The sequence below is a fragment of the Saccharopolyspora spinosa NRRL 18395 genome (genome assembly GCF_000194155.1).
Taxonomy (GTDB): Bacteria; Actinomycetota; Actinomycetes; order Mycobacteriales; family Pseudonocardiaceae; genus Saccharopolyspora; species Saccharopolyspora spinosa.
Map to the genome: position 1 here is coordinate 2,084,995 of NZ_GL877879.1, position 17,619 is coordinate 2,102,613.

19 protein-coding genes are annotated in these 17,619 nt (G+C 69.0%); 9 read left to right on the forward strand and 10 right to left on the reverse strand.

The genetic code is table 11. The features are described from left to right. Positions 1–57: 57 nt before the first annotated feature. Both SSPN_RS62275 and SSPN_RS62280 read right to left on the reverse strand, forming a co-directional pair. Positions 58–378 (reverse strand): hypothetical protein, encoded by a 321-nt coding sequence (locus tag SSPN_RS62275; protein WP_010311893.1) that lies wholly within the window; start codon positions 376–378, stop codon positions 58–60. A gap of 57 nt (positions 379–435) precedes the next feature. Next, positions 436–648, reverse strand: a complete 213-nt coding sequence (locus SSPN_RS62280) for a DJ-1/PfpI family protein (protein WP_010311894.1) — start codon at positions 646–648, stop codon at positions 436–438. A 171-nt stretch (positions 649–819) separates the two neighbouring features. Between SSPN_RS62280 and SSPN_RS46355 the strand changes: the two genes are divergently transcribed. After that, positions 820–1,182, forward strand: coding sequence for a hypothetical protein (locus SSPN_RS46355; protein ID WP_010311895.1), 363 nt, complete (start codon positions 820–822; stop codon positions 1,180–1,182). 28 nt (positions 1,183–1,210) lie between these two features. Here the strand turns inward: SSPN_RS46355 and SSPN_RS0128915 are convergent, their stop codons facing one another. Continuing rightward, entirely contained in the window at positions 1,211–1,525 is a 315-nt protein-coding gene (locus SSPN_RS0128915) for a hypothetical protein (RefSeq protein ID WP_010311897.1), read from the reverse strand. A gap of 365 nt (positions 1,526–1,890) precedes the next feature. Between SSPN_RS0128915 and SSPN_RS0128920 the strand changes: the two genes are divergently transcribed. Next, positions 1,891–2,442, forward strand: a complete 552-nt coding sequence (locus tag SSPN_RS0128920) for a dihydrofolate reductase family protein (RefSeq protein WP_010311898.1) — start codon at positions 1,891–1,893, stop codon at positions 2,440–2,442. Positions 2,443–2,778: 336 nt separating this feature from the next. On the opposite strand, the gene SSPN_RS0128925 is transcribed toward SSPN_RS0128920, so the two are convergent. The 3 genes from SSPN_RS0128925 to SSPN_RS0128935 form a co-directional block, all read right to left on the reverse strand. Next, positions 2,779–2,988 (reverse strand): hypothetical protein, encoded by a 210-nt coding sequence (locus SSPN_RS0128925; RefSeq protein ID WP_010311900.1) that lies wholly within the window; start codon positions 2,986–2,988, stop codon positions 2,779–2,781. Positions 2,989–3,071: 83 nt separating this feature from the next. Beyond that, the gene (locus tag SSPN_RS0128930) at positions 3,072–5,870 is read right to left on the reverse strand and encodes a tetratricopeptide repeat protein (RefSeq protein WP_143539661.1); all 2,799 of its coding nucleotides are present in this window, start codon (positions 5,868–5,870) and stop codon (positions 3,072–3,074) included. Positions 5,871–5,915: 45 nt separating this feature from the next. Continuing rightward, positions 5,916–7,784: an HSP90 family protein gene (locus tag SSPN_RS0128935; protein ID WP_010311903.1), complete on the reverse strand. Its 1,869-nt coding sequence runs from the start codon at positions 7,782–7,784 to the stop codon at positions 5,916–5,918. 600 nt (positions 7,785–8,384) lie between these two features. Between SSPN_RS0128935 and SSPN_RS60505 the strand changes: the two genes are divergently transcribed. Continuing rightward, on the forward strand, positions 8,385–8,525 hold the full coding sequence (locus tag SSPN_RS60505; protein ID WP_010311905.1) for an FAD-dependent oxidoreductase: 141 nt from the start codon (positions 8,385–8,387) through the stop codon (positions 8,523–8,525). Positions 8,526–9,095: 570 nt separating this feature from the next. Further along, complete coding sequence (locus SSPN_RS61850; protein ID WP_010311909.1) at positions 9,096–10,463, forward strand: alkaline phosphatase D family protein; 1,368 nt, start codon at positions 9,096–9,098, stop codon at positions 10,461–10,463. Between the two features lie 246 nt (positions 10,464–10,709). Here SSPN_RS61850 and SSPN_RS60520 read toward each other — a convergent pair whose 3' ends face one another. Both SSPN_RS60520 and SSPN_RS63025 read right to left on the reverse strand, forming a co-directional pair. Beyond that, on the reverse strand, positions 10,710–10,916 hold the full coding sequence (locus tag SSPN_RS60520; protein WP_237710773.1) for a hypothetical protein: 207 nt from the start codon (positions 10,914–10,916) through the stop codon (positions 10,710–10,712). Between the two features lie 339 nt (positions 10,917–11,255). Continuing rightward, on the reverse strand, positions 11,256–11,417 hold the full coding sequence (locus SSPN_RS63025; protein ID WP_083822160.1) for a helix-turn-helix domain-containing protein: 162 nt from the start codon (positions 11,415–11,417) through the stop codon (positions 11,256–11,258). Positions 11,418–11,957: 540 nt separating this feature from the next. On the opposite strand from SSPN_RS63025, the gene SSPN_RS52255 reads away from it, so the two are divergent. The 3 genes from SSPN_RS52255 to SSPN_RS0128970 are packed head-to-tail and all read left to right on the forward strand — an operon-like array spanning position 11,958 to position 14,766. Beyond that, positions 11,958–12,128, forward strand: a complete 171-nt coding sequence (locus SSPN_RS52255) for a ferredoxin (protein WP_083822211.1) — start codon at positions 11,958–11,960, stop codon at positions 12,126–12,128. Beyond that, the gene (locus tag SSPN_RS0128965) at positions 12,118–13,512 is read left to right on the forward strand and encodes an NAD(P)/FAD-dependent oxidoreductase (RefSeq protein WP_010311921.1); all 1,395 of its coding nucleotides are present in this window, start codon (positions 12,118–12,120) and stop codon (positions 13,510–13,512) included. The genes SSPN_RS52255 and SSPN_RS0128965 overlap by 11 nt, the downstream gene beginning before the upstream one ends. Positions 13,513–13,536: 24 nt before the next feature. Further along, positions 13,537–14,766, forward strand: a complete 1,230-nt coding sequence (locus tag SSPN_RS0128970) for a cytochrome P450 (protein ID WP_010311923.1) — start codon at positions 13,537–13,539, stop codon at positions 14,764–14,766. On the opposite strand, the gene SSPN_RS0128975 is transcribed toward SSPN_RS0128970, so the two are convergent. Beyond that, the gene (locus SSPN_RS0128975; RefSeq protein ID WP_010311924.1) at positions 14,756–14,980 is read right to left on the reverse strand and encodes a hypothetical protein; all 225 of its coding nucleotides are present in this window, start codon (positions 14,978–14,980) and stop codon (positions 14,756–14,758) included. The two genes, SSPN_RS0128970 and SSPN_RS0128975, sit on opposite strands and share 11 nt — an antisense overlap. Before the next feature lie 367 nt (positions 14,981–15,347). Between SSPN_RS0128975 and SSPN_RS0128980 the strand changes: the two genes are divergently transcribed. Beyond that, the gene (locus SSPN_RS0128980; protein ID WP_010311925.1) at positions 15,348–15,533 is read left to right on the forward strand and encodes a hypothetical protein; all 186 of its coding nucleotides are present in this window, start codon (positions 15,348–15,350) and stop codon (positions 15,531–15,533) included. Here the strand turns inward: SSPN_RS0128980 and SSPN_RS0128985 are convergent. Continuing rightward, the gene (locus SSPN_RS0128985; protein ID WP_010311926.1) at positions 15,526–16,389 is read right to left on the reverse strand and encodes a LysR family transcriptional regulator; all 864 of its coding nucleotides are present in this window, start codon (positions 16,387–16,389) and stop codon (positions 15,526–15,528) included. The genes SSPN_RS0128980 and SSPN_RS0128985 overlap by 8 nt on opposite strands. 259 nt (positions 16,390–16,648) lie before the next feature. On the opposite strand from SSPN_RS0128985, the gene SSPN_RS0128990 reads away from it, so the two are divergent. Next, positions 16,649–17,470 carry a lipase family protein gene (locus SSPN_RS0128990; protein ID WP_010311927.1) on the forward strand — a complete coding sequence of 274 codons (822 nt, stop codon included), beginning with the start codon at positions 16,649–16,651 and terminating at the stop codon, positions 17,468–17,470. Positions 17,471–17,619 lie beyond the last annotated feature (149 nt).

The following is a 17,619-nucleotide window of genomic DNA, read 5'->3' on the forward strand; positions in this document are numbered from 1 at the left end:
CACCGCACAACGAGCGACCGACGACCCGAACCTCCATTACCTGGACGGTCGCGCCCGCTACGGAGAACCGGACTTCGAGGAACTACCGCTGCCCGACCAGCTCGACCCGGACGCGGCGGGCCAACGCCGCATGGGAGAGCGCTTAGCCGGACACGCCTTCAACAACAACGGCCCCTTCGCGCCGAAGAACGCCTGCCCGCAATCGACCTGGTAGGCGCCCAGACCGTTGCGCAAGCGCCCAGGGCTACTGCACGGCTGAGCGGCTGCCACGCGGCCGGCCAGGTCGGCTCCGTGATCTTCTTCGACCAGCGCGAGCGCCAGATCGATACCGGCGGTGACCCCGGCCGACGTGGTGACGTTGCCGTCGCGAACGAACACCGGATCTGCCTCGCCCCGCACCTCCGGGAAGGCCTTGGCCAGTTTCCGGGTGAGTTCTCAGTGTGTTGCGGCTCGTCGGCCGTCCAGCGCGCCGGTCGCGGCCAGCACGAACGCCCCGGCGCACACGGAGGTCAGGCGTGCGGTTCGACGCGCGAGACCTGCCGCGAGGGCGACCAGTTCCCGGTTGGCAACTGCCTGCGGCCAGTCGCGTCGCCCGGGCACGACGACGGTCCCGATCCGCCGGGGCAGGGTTTCCGGCCCGCCGTCCACATGACCACAACGGCATATAACCTACAGATTCGGACATGAGATCCACCGCCGAGGATCCCCGCCCCCGATACCGATCGAGAACTCCGGCGTATCACCCATAAGGGCGGCAGGTAGCGACGCGCCATCGGATCTGCTACCCAGACGCCCGAACGTCACGAAAGATGCCGATCCGTGACCAGCATCGACGAGGCCCTGCAGCTCTACCCGGAGCTCGCTGTCCTGATCGGGCTCTCGCACGCCCTGTGGACCTTCTGGTACCTGACCGACACGGCCGGGCGCCCGGAGTGGCTCGTCGGTGTGCTGAACTGGCCGGAGTACAGCGATGCGCTGTGGATCGTCGATCGCCGCGAGGCCCTCGCGGTTCGGCTGCGCGTCGACTCGCCGGGCACGCGCGGAGGGGTCGTCTGGCAATCCTCGGGCTCGTTGACCGCCGCCATCGACGCGCTTCGCGCCCTCCCCGCGCCCGATGAGCCCGGTGCGCCGAGCCGGGTGATCCGGTCCGGACCGTTCTGGCCGCCGCGCGGTTTCTGCTGACGCTCGCCAGCCGGCTCTTCGATCGGCGTCACGGGTAGCGCACCCGCGGATGCGCGGGATCGAAGGCCTGCCTGGCGCGATCACGACGTTCGAGGTCGGCGAAGAACCGGACCATGCCGGCCTGGCCGTGCAGGCCCGCCGCCAGCTCACGTCGGCTGCACTCCTCGGTCGGTCGGTTGTCGAGCAGGTCTCGCGCGGCCCGGTCCAGTTCGGCGGCGAGCCTCTCCAGCAGGGCGGCCCGTTCGGCGTGGTCGTGGGTGATCGCGCATCGTCGCATCAGATCTCGGATGCGCACGGCGGTGGTCCGTGGATACATCGAGAAGGGCACGTCCGCGGCTGTCATGCGCTTTCTCCCTGCGAATCCGGCGACACGCCGAGTACTACCGCATTCGCCAGACCTGGGCAGCGCGCCCAGGGCCCACAACCCCGCAGTCGCGGCGTCCAACACCGCCAGCGGAGCGCATTCCCCCAGCGTGGCAAGGTCTTGCCACTCAACCGAGCGGATTTTCGGTCGACGGCCGTCGGCAGCACCCGAGTGACCTCGCGCACTCCGCGCGGGAACTTCGCCGGATACCGATGAGTTCGCGGATCTGCTTCAGTCACTATCGGCCAAACCGGAACAACAGGATGATCGGCTGCGGGGGTCGGCACCGGGCGAGGAGCGCTCGGCCCGGACCTGCGCGTCGTCGCCGAGACAGGAGTCCACCGATGGGCAAGATCCGCGTTCAAGAGTTCGTCAGCCTCGACGGCGTGTTCGAGAACCCGAGCTGGACCGCCGAATACGGCTTCACCGACGAAATGGGCGAGTCGATCGGCCACCTGACGGAGTCCAGCTCGGCGATCCTGTTGGGACGCACCACCTACGAGATGTTCGCCCCGGCCTGGTCCGGCCGCACTGCCGAGGACGATCCGGGCGCGCCGTTCTTCAACGACTCCCCGAAGCACGTGGTGTCGTCCACCCTGACCTCCGCCGGCGAATGGCAGAACTCGACGGTGTTCGGGGCCTACGACCTGCAGGCGATCCGCAAGCTGAAGGAGGAGACCGACGGCATCTACATCAGCGGCAGCGGCACCCTGGTGCGCGCGCTGCTGGCCGATGGCCTGATCGACGAACTGCACCTGCTGGTCTACCCGGTCGTCCTGGGCTCGGGGGCGAAGCTGTTCCCCGAGGGCACGCAGCGCATCCCGCTGGCACTGGCCGCGCAGGAAGCGTTCCAGAACGGGGTTGTGCACCTGACCTACGGCCCCGCCAAGTCCTGAGCCGCTCCGCCGAGGGGGTCCGTGCGTGCTTTTCGTCGGCTACAGCGCCGAAAAGCACTCGCGGACCACCCTGGCTGCAGGTCGGCGGCGTGGTAGGTCGGTCGTTCGTCGAGGACACTGAGCTGCGGCAGATCCGCCTCCGGAACTGCGAGCGCATCGTCCGCGAATGCGATGAGATCGGCCCGGAATCCCACCGCCAGGCTGGCTCGAGCGTGACCACCTGCAGCGCTCACAACGGGCGAGTGCTTGGTCCGGTCCGTGCGGAGGCCGGCTCAGATCCCGGCAGCGCCAAGCACGATCAGCGAGCTCTTCGCCGCAGTGTCCGGCAGCACCGGTTTACGACCAAGCCAGGGTTCCCTCCCAAAGCGAGGAGAGGTCCAGCTCCGGGCTTGTGTGCTCGCCGTCGTCGTCCACGCCGTCCACGGTCGGAGCGGACTGCGCCTTCGGAATCGTGACCAGATCCACCCGCACCGAGCGGGCTTTGCCGCTGCCCAACCTCAGGACCGGCTTGTTCAGGAAGGCGCGAAACTCCTTGATAAATAACAACTATGTCCACCCTGATCCACTGTGGACATTGCTATAGGGGCGCCCCCTCCGAGCCGGAAGCCGGGCCCCGCGCTACGCGCCTATCACTCGGCGACGTCGGCACGAACCTTCGCGGCCTCCGTCGTCTGGCCGAGCTTTTCCAGCAGTTCCCCGAATTCGAGGGACACGCCGGTGTGCGCCGGGGTTCCCACCGGCAGCCACCGCAGCGACGCCCGGTACAAACCCACGGCCTCGGCGGACCGACCGGCTTCGGCGAGGACCCGGCCCGCCAGTAGCTCGGCCAGCGCCGCCGAACCCTCGTCACCAACCGCCGCGTAGCCGTCGGCTGCGGTCAGCGCGTGCGAGACCGCCTCCTCCACCCGCTCCAGCGCGGCCAACACTCGCGCCTTCGTATCGGTCACGTCGGCGATGAACCAGTCCAGCTCCGCCTCCCGGCCGACCGCGATCGCGGCATCGAGATCGGCCAGCCCCGTCTCGTCACCGAACTTCATCTTGGCCTGGCCGAGGTGGTGCAGGGCCTCGGCGATCAGCTCGCGCCGTTCGTGCTTCCGGGCCAGCTGGAGCGCGGTCTCGTAGTTGCCCACCGCGTCGGCTTCCTCGACGGCGAGCAGCAGGTTGCCCAGCTCCAGGTAGGACCGGACCGCCAGCTCGACCAGCGACTCCTCCGCCGACTCTTCGGCCCCGGTCGCCACCTGGACGAGCGCCTGGTACGAGGTGCGGAAGTCCTGGGCCCGGCCGGCAGCGATGCCCAGCCAGTACCGCGCCTCCAGGCCGGCGGCCTCCTCGGCTTCGCCGCGGTCGTAACCCGCGACCGCATCGCCCAGTGATTCCACCGCCAGATCCGGCTGTCCGGACTGCAGCTGGAAGCGGCCGAGCCAGAACCGGTGCCCGTTGAGGCCTTCGGTGTCGCCGAGCTCCGCGTGCCGCACCGCGACCTGCGCGCGGTTCACCGCCTCGTCCGGTTGCCCGCCGTCGGCCAGCAGGTGGGCGGCCAGCATGGCCGCGGCAGAAGCACCGTCGCGGTATCCGGCCGTGGTCAGCAGGTCCAGCAGCTCATCGGCCAATCGGGCACCGGCGTCGAACTGGCCGAGGCCGCCGGCGAGCCGCGCCCGCATGTCGAGCACCCGGATCCGCCAGACCCGTTCCGCCTCGACCGCCAACACGGCGTCCAGGGCCTCGGCCGCGGTCTCCGGCTGACCGGCCTGCAGCAGCAGTTGGGCCAGCAGGTAGCGCGCCCCCGACAGCTGGTCCAGCTCCGCGGATTCGGCGAGCCCGACCGCTTCCCGCGCCAGCTCCAGCGCTTCGTCCGGATGCTCGGTGGAGCCCAGCAACCCGGCCAACGAGACCAGGACCTCGACCCACGTCGCCGCTTCCAGGTCGGCGCGGTCCAGCACTGCGCGGAGCCTCGCTTCCTCATCGGTGTTGAACGGCGGGTACAGCGCTAACCCGAGCTCGTCCTCGACGTCCGCTAGCTGCACCAGGCCTTGCGCCCGCAGGGCCTCGGTGCGGGCCTTGACGGCTTCCAACGCCCCGTCCCGGTCGTCCCGGGCGCGGCAGATCGTCAGGACGGTGCGGTAGAGCCGGGGCTGCAGCTCGGGCTCGGGCAGGTCGTCGAATTCCCCCAGCAGCGCCAGCGCGGCATCCGGATCGTTCTTGACGATGATCGCTTCCCGCGCCAGTTCCAGGCCTTCTGCCGCGGTCTGCGGCTGAGGCGGCTCGGTCATCTCCGTCGGCACGAACGTCTGGTGCTCGATCGGCAGGTCGTGGTGCTCGTCCGCGAAGGCGCGGGCGCGCTCGATCTCCGACGCGAAGTACTGGTTCCCGTTGCGCGCGTCGAAGCACTCGGCGATTTCTGCGGCTAACCGCCACGAGCCCGCGGCCAGTTCGGCGACGGTGCGCCGCCGGGTCTCGGTACCGAAAATCGCCGCCACATCCGGGATATCGCTGCCCCGGACCTCGATCTCGCCGTGCCCGGTCCGGGCCACCGCGTCCAGCAGCACGCCGTAGGACACCAGCGCGTAGAAGCGCCGGGCCACGTCCAGCGGATCCTTCGGCAGGTCGCCGATGTGCCGCTCCAGCAGCGAAAGACCGCGTTCCGCGTTTCCCGTCACCGCGAGGAAGACCAGGTGGCTGGCCAGGATTCCGAACCCGTCAGGGTCGGCCGCCGCCGCGCGGTAGCTTCGGAAGTGGTGCCACCTGGCCTCGTCGAACCGGCCGGCGCGCAGCAGCGGCAGCAACGCCGCGCCCTGCGCCCGAGCCGGCTCCGAACCGCACGACACGTTCTTCCCGATGATCTCGTCGAACAACTTCAACGCGGTCGCCTCATCGCCGGAGCGACGGAAGAAGTCGGCGTCGTCGCTGCGGACGCACGCGTCGCAGTGGCTGTAGTCGTCCCGCGGGAGCTCCTCGCGAGCCGCCCGGAACCGTGCCGCGTCGTCGAACCGCCCCGCGGCGGCGGCATTGGACATCTTCGCCTGCCAGACGCCGGACAGCCCGAGACCGGCCCTGCGGTAACGCCGCTCCATGTCGTCGAGCACCTGGTCGACCTGGCTCTGCGGGAAGGCCGGGTTCAGGGCGACCGCCTCGGACGTCCACTTGTAGTACCAGAGCAGGTCCATGTCGTCGATCTCGCTCGGGAACCTGGCCGGGTCGGAGTCGTGCTGCCCCAGGCACCAGGAGAACGCGGTGAACATAGTGTCGCTGTCGCCGGTCATCGACGCGCTGGCGATCTGCCGCATCCGCGCCACGTAGAGCAGATCGTCCTCACCCGCGTCCTGCGCGAGCCGGACGGCATCGGCGACCATCGCCGACTCCTCCGGGCCGTACGGAATCACCTCGCTCTCCTCCAGCAACCGCTCGATCTCGGTCACGGCGTCAGACAACGGTGCCACCTCTCGTGCTCGAAACGTTGGGAATATTGGCAATCGTCAGCCCGTGACGCCGACGCTGAGCTGGATCAGGTCGCTCATCGCTGTGGTCATCACGGTCCGGTCGCTCCTCGACAGCGGCCGGTGGCCGGCCAGCAGGGACTGGATGTAGACCAGCCGGATGCTGCGGTCGAAGACGAGCTGGTCGTCCACCTTGGACAACTGCCGGATCAGCGGATTCAGCCAGTTCAGGCAGAGCTGCGCGGTGGTGCTGCGCGGGGCGAGGGCTGCCTTGCCGGTCATGATCTCGTCCACCCCGCCGAGCACGTCCGCCCACACCGAGGGCGCCGAGTCGCGCACTTCGGTGCGCTCGATCCGGCGGATGGCGGCGGAATCGGCCACGTACAACGCCGTCACGTTGTCCGGCCGGAAGGAACGGACCAGCGCATCGCAGCCGAGCCCGGCAAGCACCGCAGCGGCGCGCCGCTCCAGGGCGCTCGTCCGGTCGCGGTCGTCCAGCGGCGGCGGGCCGAGCTCGTCCAGGATCGAGCTGGCGTGGATCTGCTCCACGGTGACGTCGGTGATCAGGTGCGGCAGGCGCCGCAGCAGGTCCGACTCGTAGGTGTAGCCACCGTTGATCACCGGCTGGTCGGCGGAGACCACCGCCGCGATCTGCCGGAACTCGTCGACCGTCTCCACATAGCGGACGTGCCGGGACTGCTCGAGGTAGTCGCGGACGGTCCTCCGGCCGGCCGAGGTCTCGACGGTCAGCCAGGGCAGCACCGCCGCCGCCAGGCCGTCGTCGTGGACGGCCATCGACTTCAGCCCCAGTTGGTGCACCGCCACGAACCGCTGGAACCGGGCCGGCCGGGTGGTGGCCTGCCGCACGATCCACCGCCGCAGGGCCTTCCCCAGCTCCTCGCGGGTGTACTCCAGCGCCTCGTCGGCGACCAGCTGCTCGCGGGACGCCGTCGGGCGCAGCCCATCGGTGTTGATGATGCAGCGCACGAAATACGCCCAGTCGGGCAGCAGCTCCGACATGTCCTCGCCCAGCAGCATCCGGCCGAGGTAGAGCCGACCGCTGCGGCGGTAACCGGGCGGCGGCGCATACGGCAGCACATACGCCACGCCGTGCGTTCCGGTAGCAGGCACGGACAGCTCGATCGTCTCAAGTGGACGGTTGCCGATCAGCCGCGCGCCGAGGTCTTCCAATGCCTCGACGGCCGACCGCTCGTCCGACGGCCGGTCCGGTGGCAAGAACAGCGCCGGTTCGTTGACCGACTCCCAACTGCGGTCCGCGCGCCAGACCCGCACCTCCACCGGCAGGTACCGGCCGAACCGCCGGGCCAGCTCCGCAACCCGGTCGCTCGCCAGCAAGGCCGCGTCGTCCGGCCGCGGCGTGAGCCGCACCTCGGTCCCGATCGGCAACCCGTCCGCCTCGTCCTCGGACAGCTCCCGGATGGAGAAGGTCCCGTCGGCAGATCCCGCCCACTCCACCGGCGGATGCCCGTGCACCGAACGACTCCGGACGACGATCCGGTCGCAGACCATGAAGCAACTCAGCAGGCCGATGCCGAACTGCCCCAGGTAGTTCTCGTCGCGGAGGCTCAGCACATCGTCGCGCTTGGAGCTCTTCCCCACCGTAGCCAGCAGCTCGCCGGCCTCGGCGGCGCTCAACCCGAGCCCGGCATCGCGGAAGACGAACGCCTCCGGCGCATCCGGGGCCGTGCCGACCGGGTAGATCTCGAGAGAGCCCCCGTCGGGCTGCCCGGGGAGCTTGGCGCGAGCGGCGACGGCATCGCGCCCGTTCTGCAGCAGCTCGCGCAGATAGATTTGCGCGCCGGAGTAAATGTGCCGGCTGAGCAGATCGACAACCCCACCAAGTTCCACCTGGAACGGGCGCACAAGCGAATTCTCGGCGGAATCCATCGAAAAGCCTCCTCCTGAACATATCCGCAGCGAGCACGCGGGACACCCGGACGACAACCGCCATTGGAAATGCGCCAACGGTCGGCCGCGGAACGGAATTCGTCGACGCCTCCCGGTCGACGACACCCCAGCTGAACAGACTAGAACGCCCGCACAAGCGACCGTGTCGGCAAAAATGACGCTACTGCCGCCACCCGAGCTCTCCCCGCCCTTCAAGGGTCTCGCTGATCCCGACGCCCCTGCGGACCGGCGCAAACGGAGAACCCGGTTCTCGACGAACTCACCCCACGCCTACGACTCGACCGCAGGAAGCGTCGGTCCGAACCGTACCACGCGGTCCACAATGGAAAGGACGGAGCCGGTCACGATGAGCGTTTTCCAGCATCTTCTTGCGTTGCGGTGCGGGTAGCGGAACCCCAACGGCGTTCTCGACTCCGGGATCCCGGCTTGTGAATGACCAGCGGCGTCCGGGCAGTCCTCGCGAGAAGACCGCTGAGAACCCGAGGCGGTCCCGGTTGCGCGGATGGGCTAAGGCGACTACGCCGCTTGCGGCAGCCCCGAGTGGTGCCCCTCCGCTGATGGCGGATTGCGCGCGACTTCGTGATCGGCGCGGACAGCGCGCACTCCGCCGTGGGCCGCCGGGCTTTCGGGCCGGAGCAGCAGTTCAGCAAGCACCTCGGCCAGTACATGGCGATCTTCCCGACGACCAACTTCCTGGGCCTCGACAACTGGCGGAGTTGAGCCGATCTGTCGTCGATCACGCCGCCGCGTTCGCCGCCTACGAGCGGCGGATGCGCTCGTTCGTCGCCCTCAACCGGGCGCTGGCCACCGAGAACCCCGGCCGACCTGCTCCGAGGAGTCGGTGGACCGCGCCAAGAACGGCATCTCGCCGGACATCGACGCGCCCGCCAGCGGATAAGCCACCGACGATCTTGAGGGTTGCCCGCTGATGGCGCGATGCCCATTCCCCCACCCTTCAAGGTACATCGCGGGGTCAGCGCTGGTTCGCCTGTAGGTCATCTGGCGGAACTACCGTTCGTCCGAATTTCCGATCCTGTGTGGACGCCCTCCGCGCGGACGCGCACTTCCGAACAGGTGGCACATGTCAGAGAATCCTGGCCTCAGCGAAGCGACCCCGTCCCGTCGCAAGGTCCTGTTAGCCGGCACGGCAGCCCTCGGCGCGGCAGCGCTGGGCAGCACCGGTCTTGGTGCCGTCGCCAGCGCCGCCCCCGGCGCGGGCGCCGGGCCGATCCGCGAGCCGTTCTTGCTCGGCGTCGCCTCCGGTGACCCAATGCCCTCCGGCGTCGTGCTGTGGACCCGGTTGGCCCCGAACCCCTCGCCGAAGACGGGCTCGGCGGCATGCCCAACCGGGTCGTGCCGGTGCATTGGCAGGTCGCCACCGACGAGCGGTTCCGCCGCATCGTGGCCGCCGGAACCGAACTGGCCCGGCCGGAATCGGCGCACTCGGTACACGTCGAGCTCGACCACCTGGAACCCGGCACCGAGTACTTCTACCGCTTCCGGGTCGGGGACGAGCTCAGCCGGGTCGGCCGCACGAAGACCGCGCCGCGCTTCGGCGCGCGGCTCGACCGCTTCGCGTTCGCCTTCGCCAGCTGCCAGAACTACCCCGTCGGCCACTTCAGCGCCTACTCCCACATGATCGAGGAAGACCTCGACCTGGTCGCCTTCCTCGGCGACTACATCTACGAGGGCCCGGCCAAGGGCAGCATCGGCCGCCCGCACGTGCCCGCGCGCGAGATCTTCGGCCTCGCCGATTACCGCACGCGGCTCGCCCAGTACAAGACCGACCCGGATCTGCAGGCCGCGCACGCCGCCTTCCCGTGGGCGGTCGTCTTCGACGACCACGAGGTGGAGAACAACTGGGCCGGCGACCGCTCCCAGCCGGACAACGAGCCCGACCAGGATCCGGCGGTCTTCCGCCAGCGCCGCGCCGAGGCGTTCCAGGCCTACTACGAGAACATGCCGCTGCGCGCGACGCAGCGCCCGTCGGGCGCGAACATCCGCATCCACCGCCGGCTGACCTTCGGCGACCTCGTTGACTTCCACCTGCTGGACACGCGCCAGTACCGCGACTTCCAGGACCAGGCCAAGCGCCTGGATCCCGCACGCACGATCCTGGGGACCGACCAGCGCGACTGGCTGTTCGGGAACCTGGGCGGCCAGACCGCCAGCTGGAACGTGCTGGCGCAGCAGGTCTTCTTCTCGCAGCGCGACTTCACCGCGGGCGACGCCGATTCCTTCAGCGATGATGCCTGGGACAACTACGTCGTGGAGCGCAACCTCGTGCGCGACCAGTTGGCCAAGGCTTCCAACCCGGTCGTGATCACCGGCGACGTGCACGCCAACTATGTCGCCGACGTCAAGGCCGACTTCGACGACCCGGCCTCGGTGACCGTGGCCACCGAGTTGGTCGGCACCTCGATCACCTCGAACGGCAACGGCGTCGACCAGAACCCCACCGACGCGGTCCAGCTCCAGGAGAACCCGCACATCAAGTTCATCAACCGCAATCGCGGCTACGTCCGCAACACCATCACCCACTCGGAGTGGACGGCCGACTTCCGCGTCATCGACTACGTCGAGACGCCCGGTTCGCCCGTGCGCGACCGCGCCCGTTTCGTCATCGAGAACGGCCGGCGCGGCGCCGAGCAGGTCTGACCGCCCCGGGCGCGGGTACGGGATTTCCGCACCCGCGCCCGGCTTTCGGCCCGGGGGTCGGTCAGCGGCCCGGAGAGCGGGAGGACCTCGCCGGTGCAGTGGCCGTCCGGGTGCATCAGCCGACCCACTCGCTTGCGGGTCCGCAGGATCACCGAGCGGTTCACGATTCCGCCTGGCGGCAGCTGGCGTTCGAGGCTGTGCTGGCGTCGCCGAGTCCGTCACCGACATGCACAACCCCGGAAATCGCTAGCGCGCGAGCACCGGGACCAGTTCGCGGAGCAGGTAGGCACCGCACCACCGCGCCTCAGCATCCTTGACGTCAACGGCATCCTTGGCCAGGCGCTTGGCGAGACGTACCGGATCAGGAGCGGAGCCGGGCTCGCGGGCGATACTCCGGCAGGTCTTCCAGTCGTACTGCATCAGCCGCGACACCGTCGATGCCAGGCTCAACATTCGGACTCGCTCGTCGGATTCCAGCACTTCAATGATCTTCAGTGCATCTCCGCGGTCACTCCTGCGGGCGAGAATGCTAAGTGAGTTGACCCGAAGCGTCGCGGTCTTCCCTTCGGACATCCAGTTCCGCAGGTGTTCCACGCCTTTGGGAGACACCTGCGCCGCCAGCAGTTCATCAGCGGCAAGCGATGTGGGTGTGTCGAGCAACGAACCCGGATGCCCCTGATCCACCGAGTGGAGAAGCTCCGCGAGGCCAGCTCTCTTGGTCTGCATTACCCGTGGGTGCGTGATGTTCCTCCGGCGCCACATATCGTCCCCAATCGGACCAAAAACTCTTTCCTATGCGAGCACGATATCCGGCGAGCACGGCCACTGTCCCGTCTCCACCATGCCCAGATATGACTTCGAGAAACTGGTTAGTTGGGCCATCCGAGTGAGGCTTACGTCAGCTTCTTCCCGCGCCGCGCGCAGCCACCTGCCTGGTCCGTCGATTGTGGACACCTGGCAGTCCCCACAGGTAGGCGTCGTCGGCGCTCCCGTGGACCGTCGAGATCGACACCACCTGGGACCCCACCGCGCTCACCGAACGCGCCAGGAAATGGGTCCGCGACCACTGCGCCCAATTCGAGAAGAAGAAACGAGACTGACATGCTCGGCGACGACCGCTGGACCGACGGACAGGGCACCGTTCACATCGTCCGCCCCAAGACCGGACCGGTGCTGACCATGTGCCGACAACTCGTCGGAGGCGACCCCTCCCGCCCCCGCATCGGCTGCGAAACCTGCGTCCTGACCACTGCGGTCGAACTAGCGAAGGAGCATGACGGCTTCGCAAGCATCGTTGCGGCTGGTCAGCCATGCAGGAGTGGGGCCGGTCAAGTTCTTGATCGGGTCACCGCCCGCAATCGGATGGGCGGTGACACTCGTGATCATGCGGTTCCGGCTGGCCTCGGTCAGCATGGGACGGGGGTGCGACCCGCTGACGTCGAGGAGGCGAGGTCAGGATGAGGATCGTCGTCGATCTGAACCCAGTGCGTGTTCATGGCACCAGAGGTTTTCGCGCTGCACGGCGAAGAAGCGTTGCTGTACCAACCGCGCGTCGACGACATGCACCGCGACGACGTGCTGCGCGCGGCTGCCGCCTGCCCGGTCCAGGCGATTCTGGTGGACCGCCTCGACACGTCCCGGGAGACGAGCGGCGATGACCGCTGAAAGCTTCCTGAAGGCGCTCCGCGAAGAAGGCCGCATCGTGATCGTCGGCGCTTCGCTGGCCGGGCTGCGCGCCGCCGAACAACTGCGCGAGGAGGGCTTCACCGGTTCCCTCACCTTGATCGGGGACGAGCCGCACGAGCCGTACGACCGGCCCCCGCTGTCCAAGCAGGTGCTGATCGGCCGGGCGCTGCCGGAGGACACCGCGCTTCCCCGGCGGCGCGCCATCGATGCGCAGTGGCGGCTGGGCGTCGCCGCGACCGGACTCGATCGCGACCGCAGGCGGGTCCGGCTGGCCGACGGGGAGGACGTCGAGTACGACCGCCTCCTGATCGCCACCGGCGTGCGCTCCCGGCCGTGGCCGCACGAGACCGAGGCCGCGCTGGACGGTGTGTGCGTGCTGCGCACGAGGGAAGACACCGACCGGCTCGACCGGCTGCTGTCCAGGAGGCCGAGCCGGGTGCTGATCATCGGCGCCGGTTTCACCGGCTCGGAGATCGCCTCGGCCTGCCGGGAGCGGGGGCTCCAGGTCACCGTCGCGGAGCGCGGCGAATCGCCGCTGGTGGGGGCGCTCGGCGGGGTGGTCGGCGACGTGGCCGCGCAACTGCAGCGCGAACACGGGGTCGACCTCCGCTGCGGGGTCATGGTGACCGCGCTGGAAGGCGACCCCGGCGGTCGGCTCAAGCGCGCTCACCTGTCCGACGGCACCGTGCTCGACGTGGAAGTGGCCGTGGTGGCGTTGGGCGCGGTGCGCAACACGGCGTGGCTGGAGGGATCCGGCCTGGCGGCGGGCCCGAGGGGGGTCGCCTGCGACACGGGGTGCCGCGCCTTCGACGTCCACGGCATCGTCACCGACGACGTGTTCGCGGCGGGCGATGTGGCCCGGACCCCGCACCCGCTGTTCGGGTACCAGTTCCTCTCGCTGGAGCACTGGGGCAACGCCGTGGCGCAGGCCGAGATCGCCGCGCACAACATGATCAGCGCCGGATCGCAGCGGCGACCGCACCTGTGGACGCCGTCGTTCTGGTCGGCCCAGTTCGGCGTGAACATCAAGTCCGTCGGGGCGCCGTCGATGGCCGACGAACTCATCGTGACCCAGGGCGCGCTCACGGAACGCAGCTTCGTCGCCGCCTACGGGTACCAAGGCCGCGTGATCGCCGCGGTCGGCTTCGACCAGGCGAAGTGGATGGACTTCTACCGGCGGCTGATCGAGCAGGCGGCCCCGTTCCCGCCCGAATTCACCGGCGTGGACCGGCGCTCCGCTGGACTGCGGCCGGTGCCCGCCGGGTTCCCGGACCCGGCGCTGCCCACCCACGGCCCCACCGTCACCCTGACCGGCCACTCGCCCAGCGAGCGGCGGGTCGTCTTCACCCCGGCCCGCGCCTGACCGACACATCGAGGAGCCCGTCCCATGCCGTCGACCAGCCCGGCGCAGATGATCACCGATTTCTCCGTCCGCGCCGACCCCTACCCGATCTACGCCGAGCTCCGCCGGCAACCGGTGGTGCGGGACGAGAGCGGCGTCCACCTCGTCACCACCTACTGGGAGATCCGCGACCTGCTCCAGGACCCGCGGATCAGCTCCGACGCCCGCAACCTCGCCCCGGGCAACTACCCGATGTCCGCCGCGCAGGACGACGAGGGCACGCTGCCGCCGAGCTTCATCCGGCTGGACCCGCCCGAACACGACCGGCTGCGGCGCCTGGCGATGCGGCCGTTCGGCCCGCCGCACAGCCCGCGGCGCATCCACGACATGCACGGCGAGCTCGCCAGGATCGTGACCGACCTGATCGACGGGCTCGTGGGCCGGGACCGGTTCGACGTGGTCGACGACTTCGCATACCCGTTCCCCGTCGCGGTGATCTGCCAGCTGCTGGGCGTACCCCAGGAGGACGAGCCGCGCTTCCGGACCCTCGTCGACGCGGTGGTGGCGGGCCTCAGCCCGGCCGAGGACGCGGCCGAGCAGCGGCGCCGGGCGCAGCAGAGCCGCCTCGAACTCGGGCAGTACCTGGCCGGGCTGATCGAGGAGCACCGCCGCCACCCCGGAGACGACATGCTCTCCGTCTGGGCCACCGACGATGGCCCGGAGGGGCGGATGTCCCTGGTGGAACTGATCACCAACGCTGTTCTGCTGCTCATCGCCGGCCACGAGACCACCGTCAACCTGATCACCAACGGGGTGCTCACCCTGCTGCGCGAGCCGGCGGCCCTCGAACGGCTGCGGGACGATCCGTCGACGGCTGCTGCCACCGTGGAGGAACTGCTTCGCTACGAGCCTCCGGTGCAGATGCTCCCCCAGCGAAACACGTTGGCGGACATCGAGATCGCGGGCGCGGTCATCCCCAAGGGCGCTCCGGTGTGGCTGCTGCTCGCCTCGGGCAACCGCGACCCGCGGCGCTTCGCCGACCCGGACCGCTTCGACCCGATGCGCCAGGACAACCAGCACCTCGGTTTCGGCTTCGGCGTGCACGCCTGCTTCGGAGCGCCGCTGGCGCGCCTGGAAACGCAGCTCGCGCTCACGGAACTCACCCGCAGGCTGCACGGCCCACAACTGGAGGCGGACCCGCCGCCGTACCGGCCGAGCCCGATCCTGCGCGGCCCCCGCCACTTGCAGGTGACGGTCGAGGGCATCACCGACTGACGCGCCAGCACGCGAATTCGGTTGTCGTGAAAGCGACTTCCGGTTCGTCGCGCTCGGCCCAGCCGTTGGCGTTCGTCGCGCATCTGGCCACCGACGGCCATGACCCTGGCGGAAGGAGCAGGCCGATCGCGGAAAGCACCGCAGTGATGTTGAACAACGATCTGGCCACGCCCGCGATTGGCTCCAGCGGGTTCTGCTGCTTCTTCGAATCCATGTCCCAACGCCCCCGAGCTTCGGCTCCGCAGGTGGGAGTACCTGACGGCCGCCGCACCCAGCTCGGGCCGAAGCCAGTGGATCACCTTCGGAACCTTTTCCGTTATGGGCAAAGTGAATCCCGCGCTATCGGCGAGGATGTGCGACCGCCTGCAAACCGCGATCGTGTTCCGCGCCGGAAAGCCGCCGCTGCTTCGCGATTGCCACAGCGTGATCATTCGTCTCCGGCCCGCGAGGCATTAAGCGATCTGAGTGCTGAATGGCAGTGCTAATGAGCGTTGGACTCGATGACCGTTCGGCGGAACACTTGGTTGGTGCTCGATGGATGTCAGCCCCTTTGGCAACGAGAACCGCAGGATGAGCGGAACGTGGACACGTCGTCAGCCGACGTGGACCGGCTGTTGCGGGTTCTCGCCGTGCGCACCCTGGCTCTCGCGTTCATCGCCGGGATCGTGGGCGAGGAGATCCTGGCGATGCTCTTCGCGATCGCCGGAGTCGGGCTGCTCATGGCTCCGATCGGCGCCGGGGCGGCGCACCGGCGGGACGTCAATTAGCGAGGTGCTCCAGCAGTGCTCGCGCCGCCGGGTTCGTCGGTTCCGGCACCCGCCCAGCCAGGTAGATCGTCCTGTTGAAGTCCACCTGTTCGATCCTGGCGAATGGCAGCCTCGCCCGCTCGGCGACCGATTGTGGCACGATCGTGACGCCCAGACCCATCGCCACCAGCTCGATCAGCAGCGGGACGTGCGTGGCCTCGCACACGGGGTTGTGGCGGAGCCCGGCTTCGGCGAACCGCTGGCGAACCATCGACTGCGTCACGCTCCCGCTGAAGTCCACGAACGGTTCGTCGTCGATCTCGGCGAGGCGAACGCGCCGCCGGTGTTCGAGCCGATGTCCCGGATAGGTGACCAGGACCAGCCGCTGGCTCCACTGCGCGTAGCTGGTCAGCTCGCCCGGCAGCGGTCCATCGGCGGCCAGGTAGGCCAGGTCGAGTTCGCCGTCGCGGATCGCCGCCGCGAGTTCGGGGACCATGCCGTCGCGGACGTGGATCTGGATCCCGGGGTGGCGCCGTTGGAACACGCCGATCTCCCGGGGCAGGTCGACGACCGTCAGCGTCTGGATCGTGCCGATGGAAACCCTGCCGCGGGACAGGCCGACGACCGCGGACACCTCGCCGCGCGCCGCGACTACGTCGGCCGCGAGCCTGCGCGCGACCGGGAGCAGGGCGCGGCCAGCTTCGGTCAGCGCCACCCGGCGGGTGGTCCGCTCGAACAGCGGCGCGCCCAGTTCGGCTTCGAGCTTGCGGACCGAGGCGCTCAACGCCGATTGGACGATGTGGGTCTCGCGCGCGGCGGCGGTGAAGCTGCCGGTGCGGGCCACGGCGAGGAAGTGCTCGACCTGCCTCAGCTCCATCCAGCGATCCTATCGCTGGATGGGGCGCGTTCGAGCGGCAGGACAGAACGCTGAGCGGATCGGGCGAGGAGCTGCCGCACGCACCGCAACCGATCGCGTCCCAATCGCGTTCCAGCTCGCTGAACCGGATCGCTCCCACCATCCGTTTCGGTGACCAGCCGGGTACGCACCGATTCTCGTGTTCATAGTTGGGAACGGATTCCCACCGCGAGGAATTTCCGCTTCTACGTGAACAGAATTCGTCTCCAGGAGGTCAACGATGGCAGCGCTGTCCGAATTGGACCACGCAGTTACCGACTACCAACTCCCGCACGCCTACTGGCTGGCCAAGGCGGCAAAACTCGCCTACGCCGACGAGGCCGAAATCCGCGAGACCACGCGGCAGTGGGGCTTCGACGACTGCGACTACTTCTACGCCGAACTCGACGCGTCCTTCCCCATCGAGGACACCCAGGGCTTCGTCGCCCGCAGCGATAAGATGATCATCGTCGCATTCCGCGGAACCGAGCCGAAGAAGATCAAGGACTGGCTCACCGACACCAACACCCTCGCCGCCCCCGGCCCCGCCGGCAAGGGGCTCGTGCACCTGGGCTTCAGCCGTGCCCTGGACTCGATCTACCCGCGGGTCCGCGACGCCATCAAGCGCTTCAAGGACAACGGCCAGACCCTGTGGTTCACCGGGCACAGCCTCGGCGGCGCGCTGGCCATGCTCGCCTCCGCCCGAATGCACTTCGAGGACCCCAACTTGCTGGCCGACGGCGTCTACACCTTCGGCCAGCCGCGGACCTGCGACCGGTTGCTGGCCACGCCCTACAACCAGGCGCTCACCTCGCGGGTGTTCCGGTTCGTAAACAACAACGACATCGTTCCCCACCTCCCGCCGGAACCGGTCTTCCACCACGTCGACCAGATCCGCTACATCGACAGCAAGGGCAAGCTGCACGAGAAGATGACCGTCAATAACGGCCTCGCGGACCGCTTCAAGGGCTTTACCGCCGACGTGTTCGCCCCTGCCTCCGACGGGGTGCGCGACCACATGATCGACCGCTACCTCGAAGCGATCGAGAAGAACATCACCTGACCAGCAATCAGTTCGCTGGCAGCCCGCAGCCCGCAGCACTCGGCGCGCGGGCTGCCGGCGACGACCTGAGCCCGCCAAGGCGGTGAAGCGTTCAACCTGCCTCTAGCGCAGGCCGCGATCGCTGGACTCACGACCGATCGCCCGCGCGA

Excerpts from the sequence above, each read along its gene's own strand:
- SSPN_RS0128915 (WP_010311897.1), bottom strand. The coding sequence starts at position 1,525 with ATGACAGCCGCGGACGTGCCCTTCTCGATGTATCCACGGACCACCGCC.
- SSPN_RS0128920 (WP_010311898.1), top strand. The coding sequence starts at position 1,891 with ATGGGCAAGATCCGCGTTCAAGAGTTCGTCAGCCTCGACGGCGTGTTC.
- SSPN_RS0128935 (WP_010311903.1), bottom strand. The coding sequence starts at position 7,784 with ATGGATTCCGCCGAGAATTCGCTTGTGCGCCCGTTCCAGGTGGAACTT.
- SSPN_RS60520 (WP_237710773.1), bottom strand. The coding sequence starts at position 10,916 with ATGTTGAGCCTGGCATCGACGGTGTCGCGGCTGATGCAGTACGACTGG.
- SSPN_RS52255 (WP_083822211.1), top strand. The coding sequence starts at position 11,958 with ATGGCACCAGAGGTTTTCGCGCTGCACGGCGAAGAAGCGTTGCTGTAC.
- SSPN_RS0128965 (WP_010311921.1), top strand. The coding sequence starts at position 12,118 with ATGACCGCTGAAAGCTTCCTGAAGGCGCTCCGCGAAGAAGGCCGCATC.
- SSPN_RS0128970 (WP_010311923.1), top strand. The coding sequence starts at position 13,537 with ATGCCGTCGACCAGCCCGGCGCAGATGATCACCGATTTCTCCGTCCGC.
- SSPN_RS0128975 (WP_010311924.1), bottom strand. The coding sequence starts at position 14,980 with ATGGATTCGAAGAAGCAGCAGAACCCGCTGGAGCCAATCGCGGGCGTG.
- SSPN_RS0128985 (WP_010311926.1), bottom strand. The coding sequence starts at position 16,389 with ATGGAGCTGAGGCAGGTCGAGCACTTCCTCGCCGTGGCCCGCACCGGC.
- SSPN_RS0128990 (WP_010311927.1), top strand. The coding sequence starts at position 16,649 with ATGGCAGCGCTGTCCGAATTGGACCACGCAGTTACCGACTACCAACTC.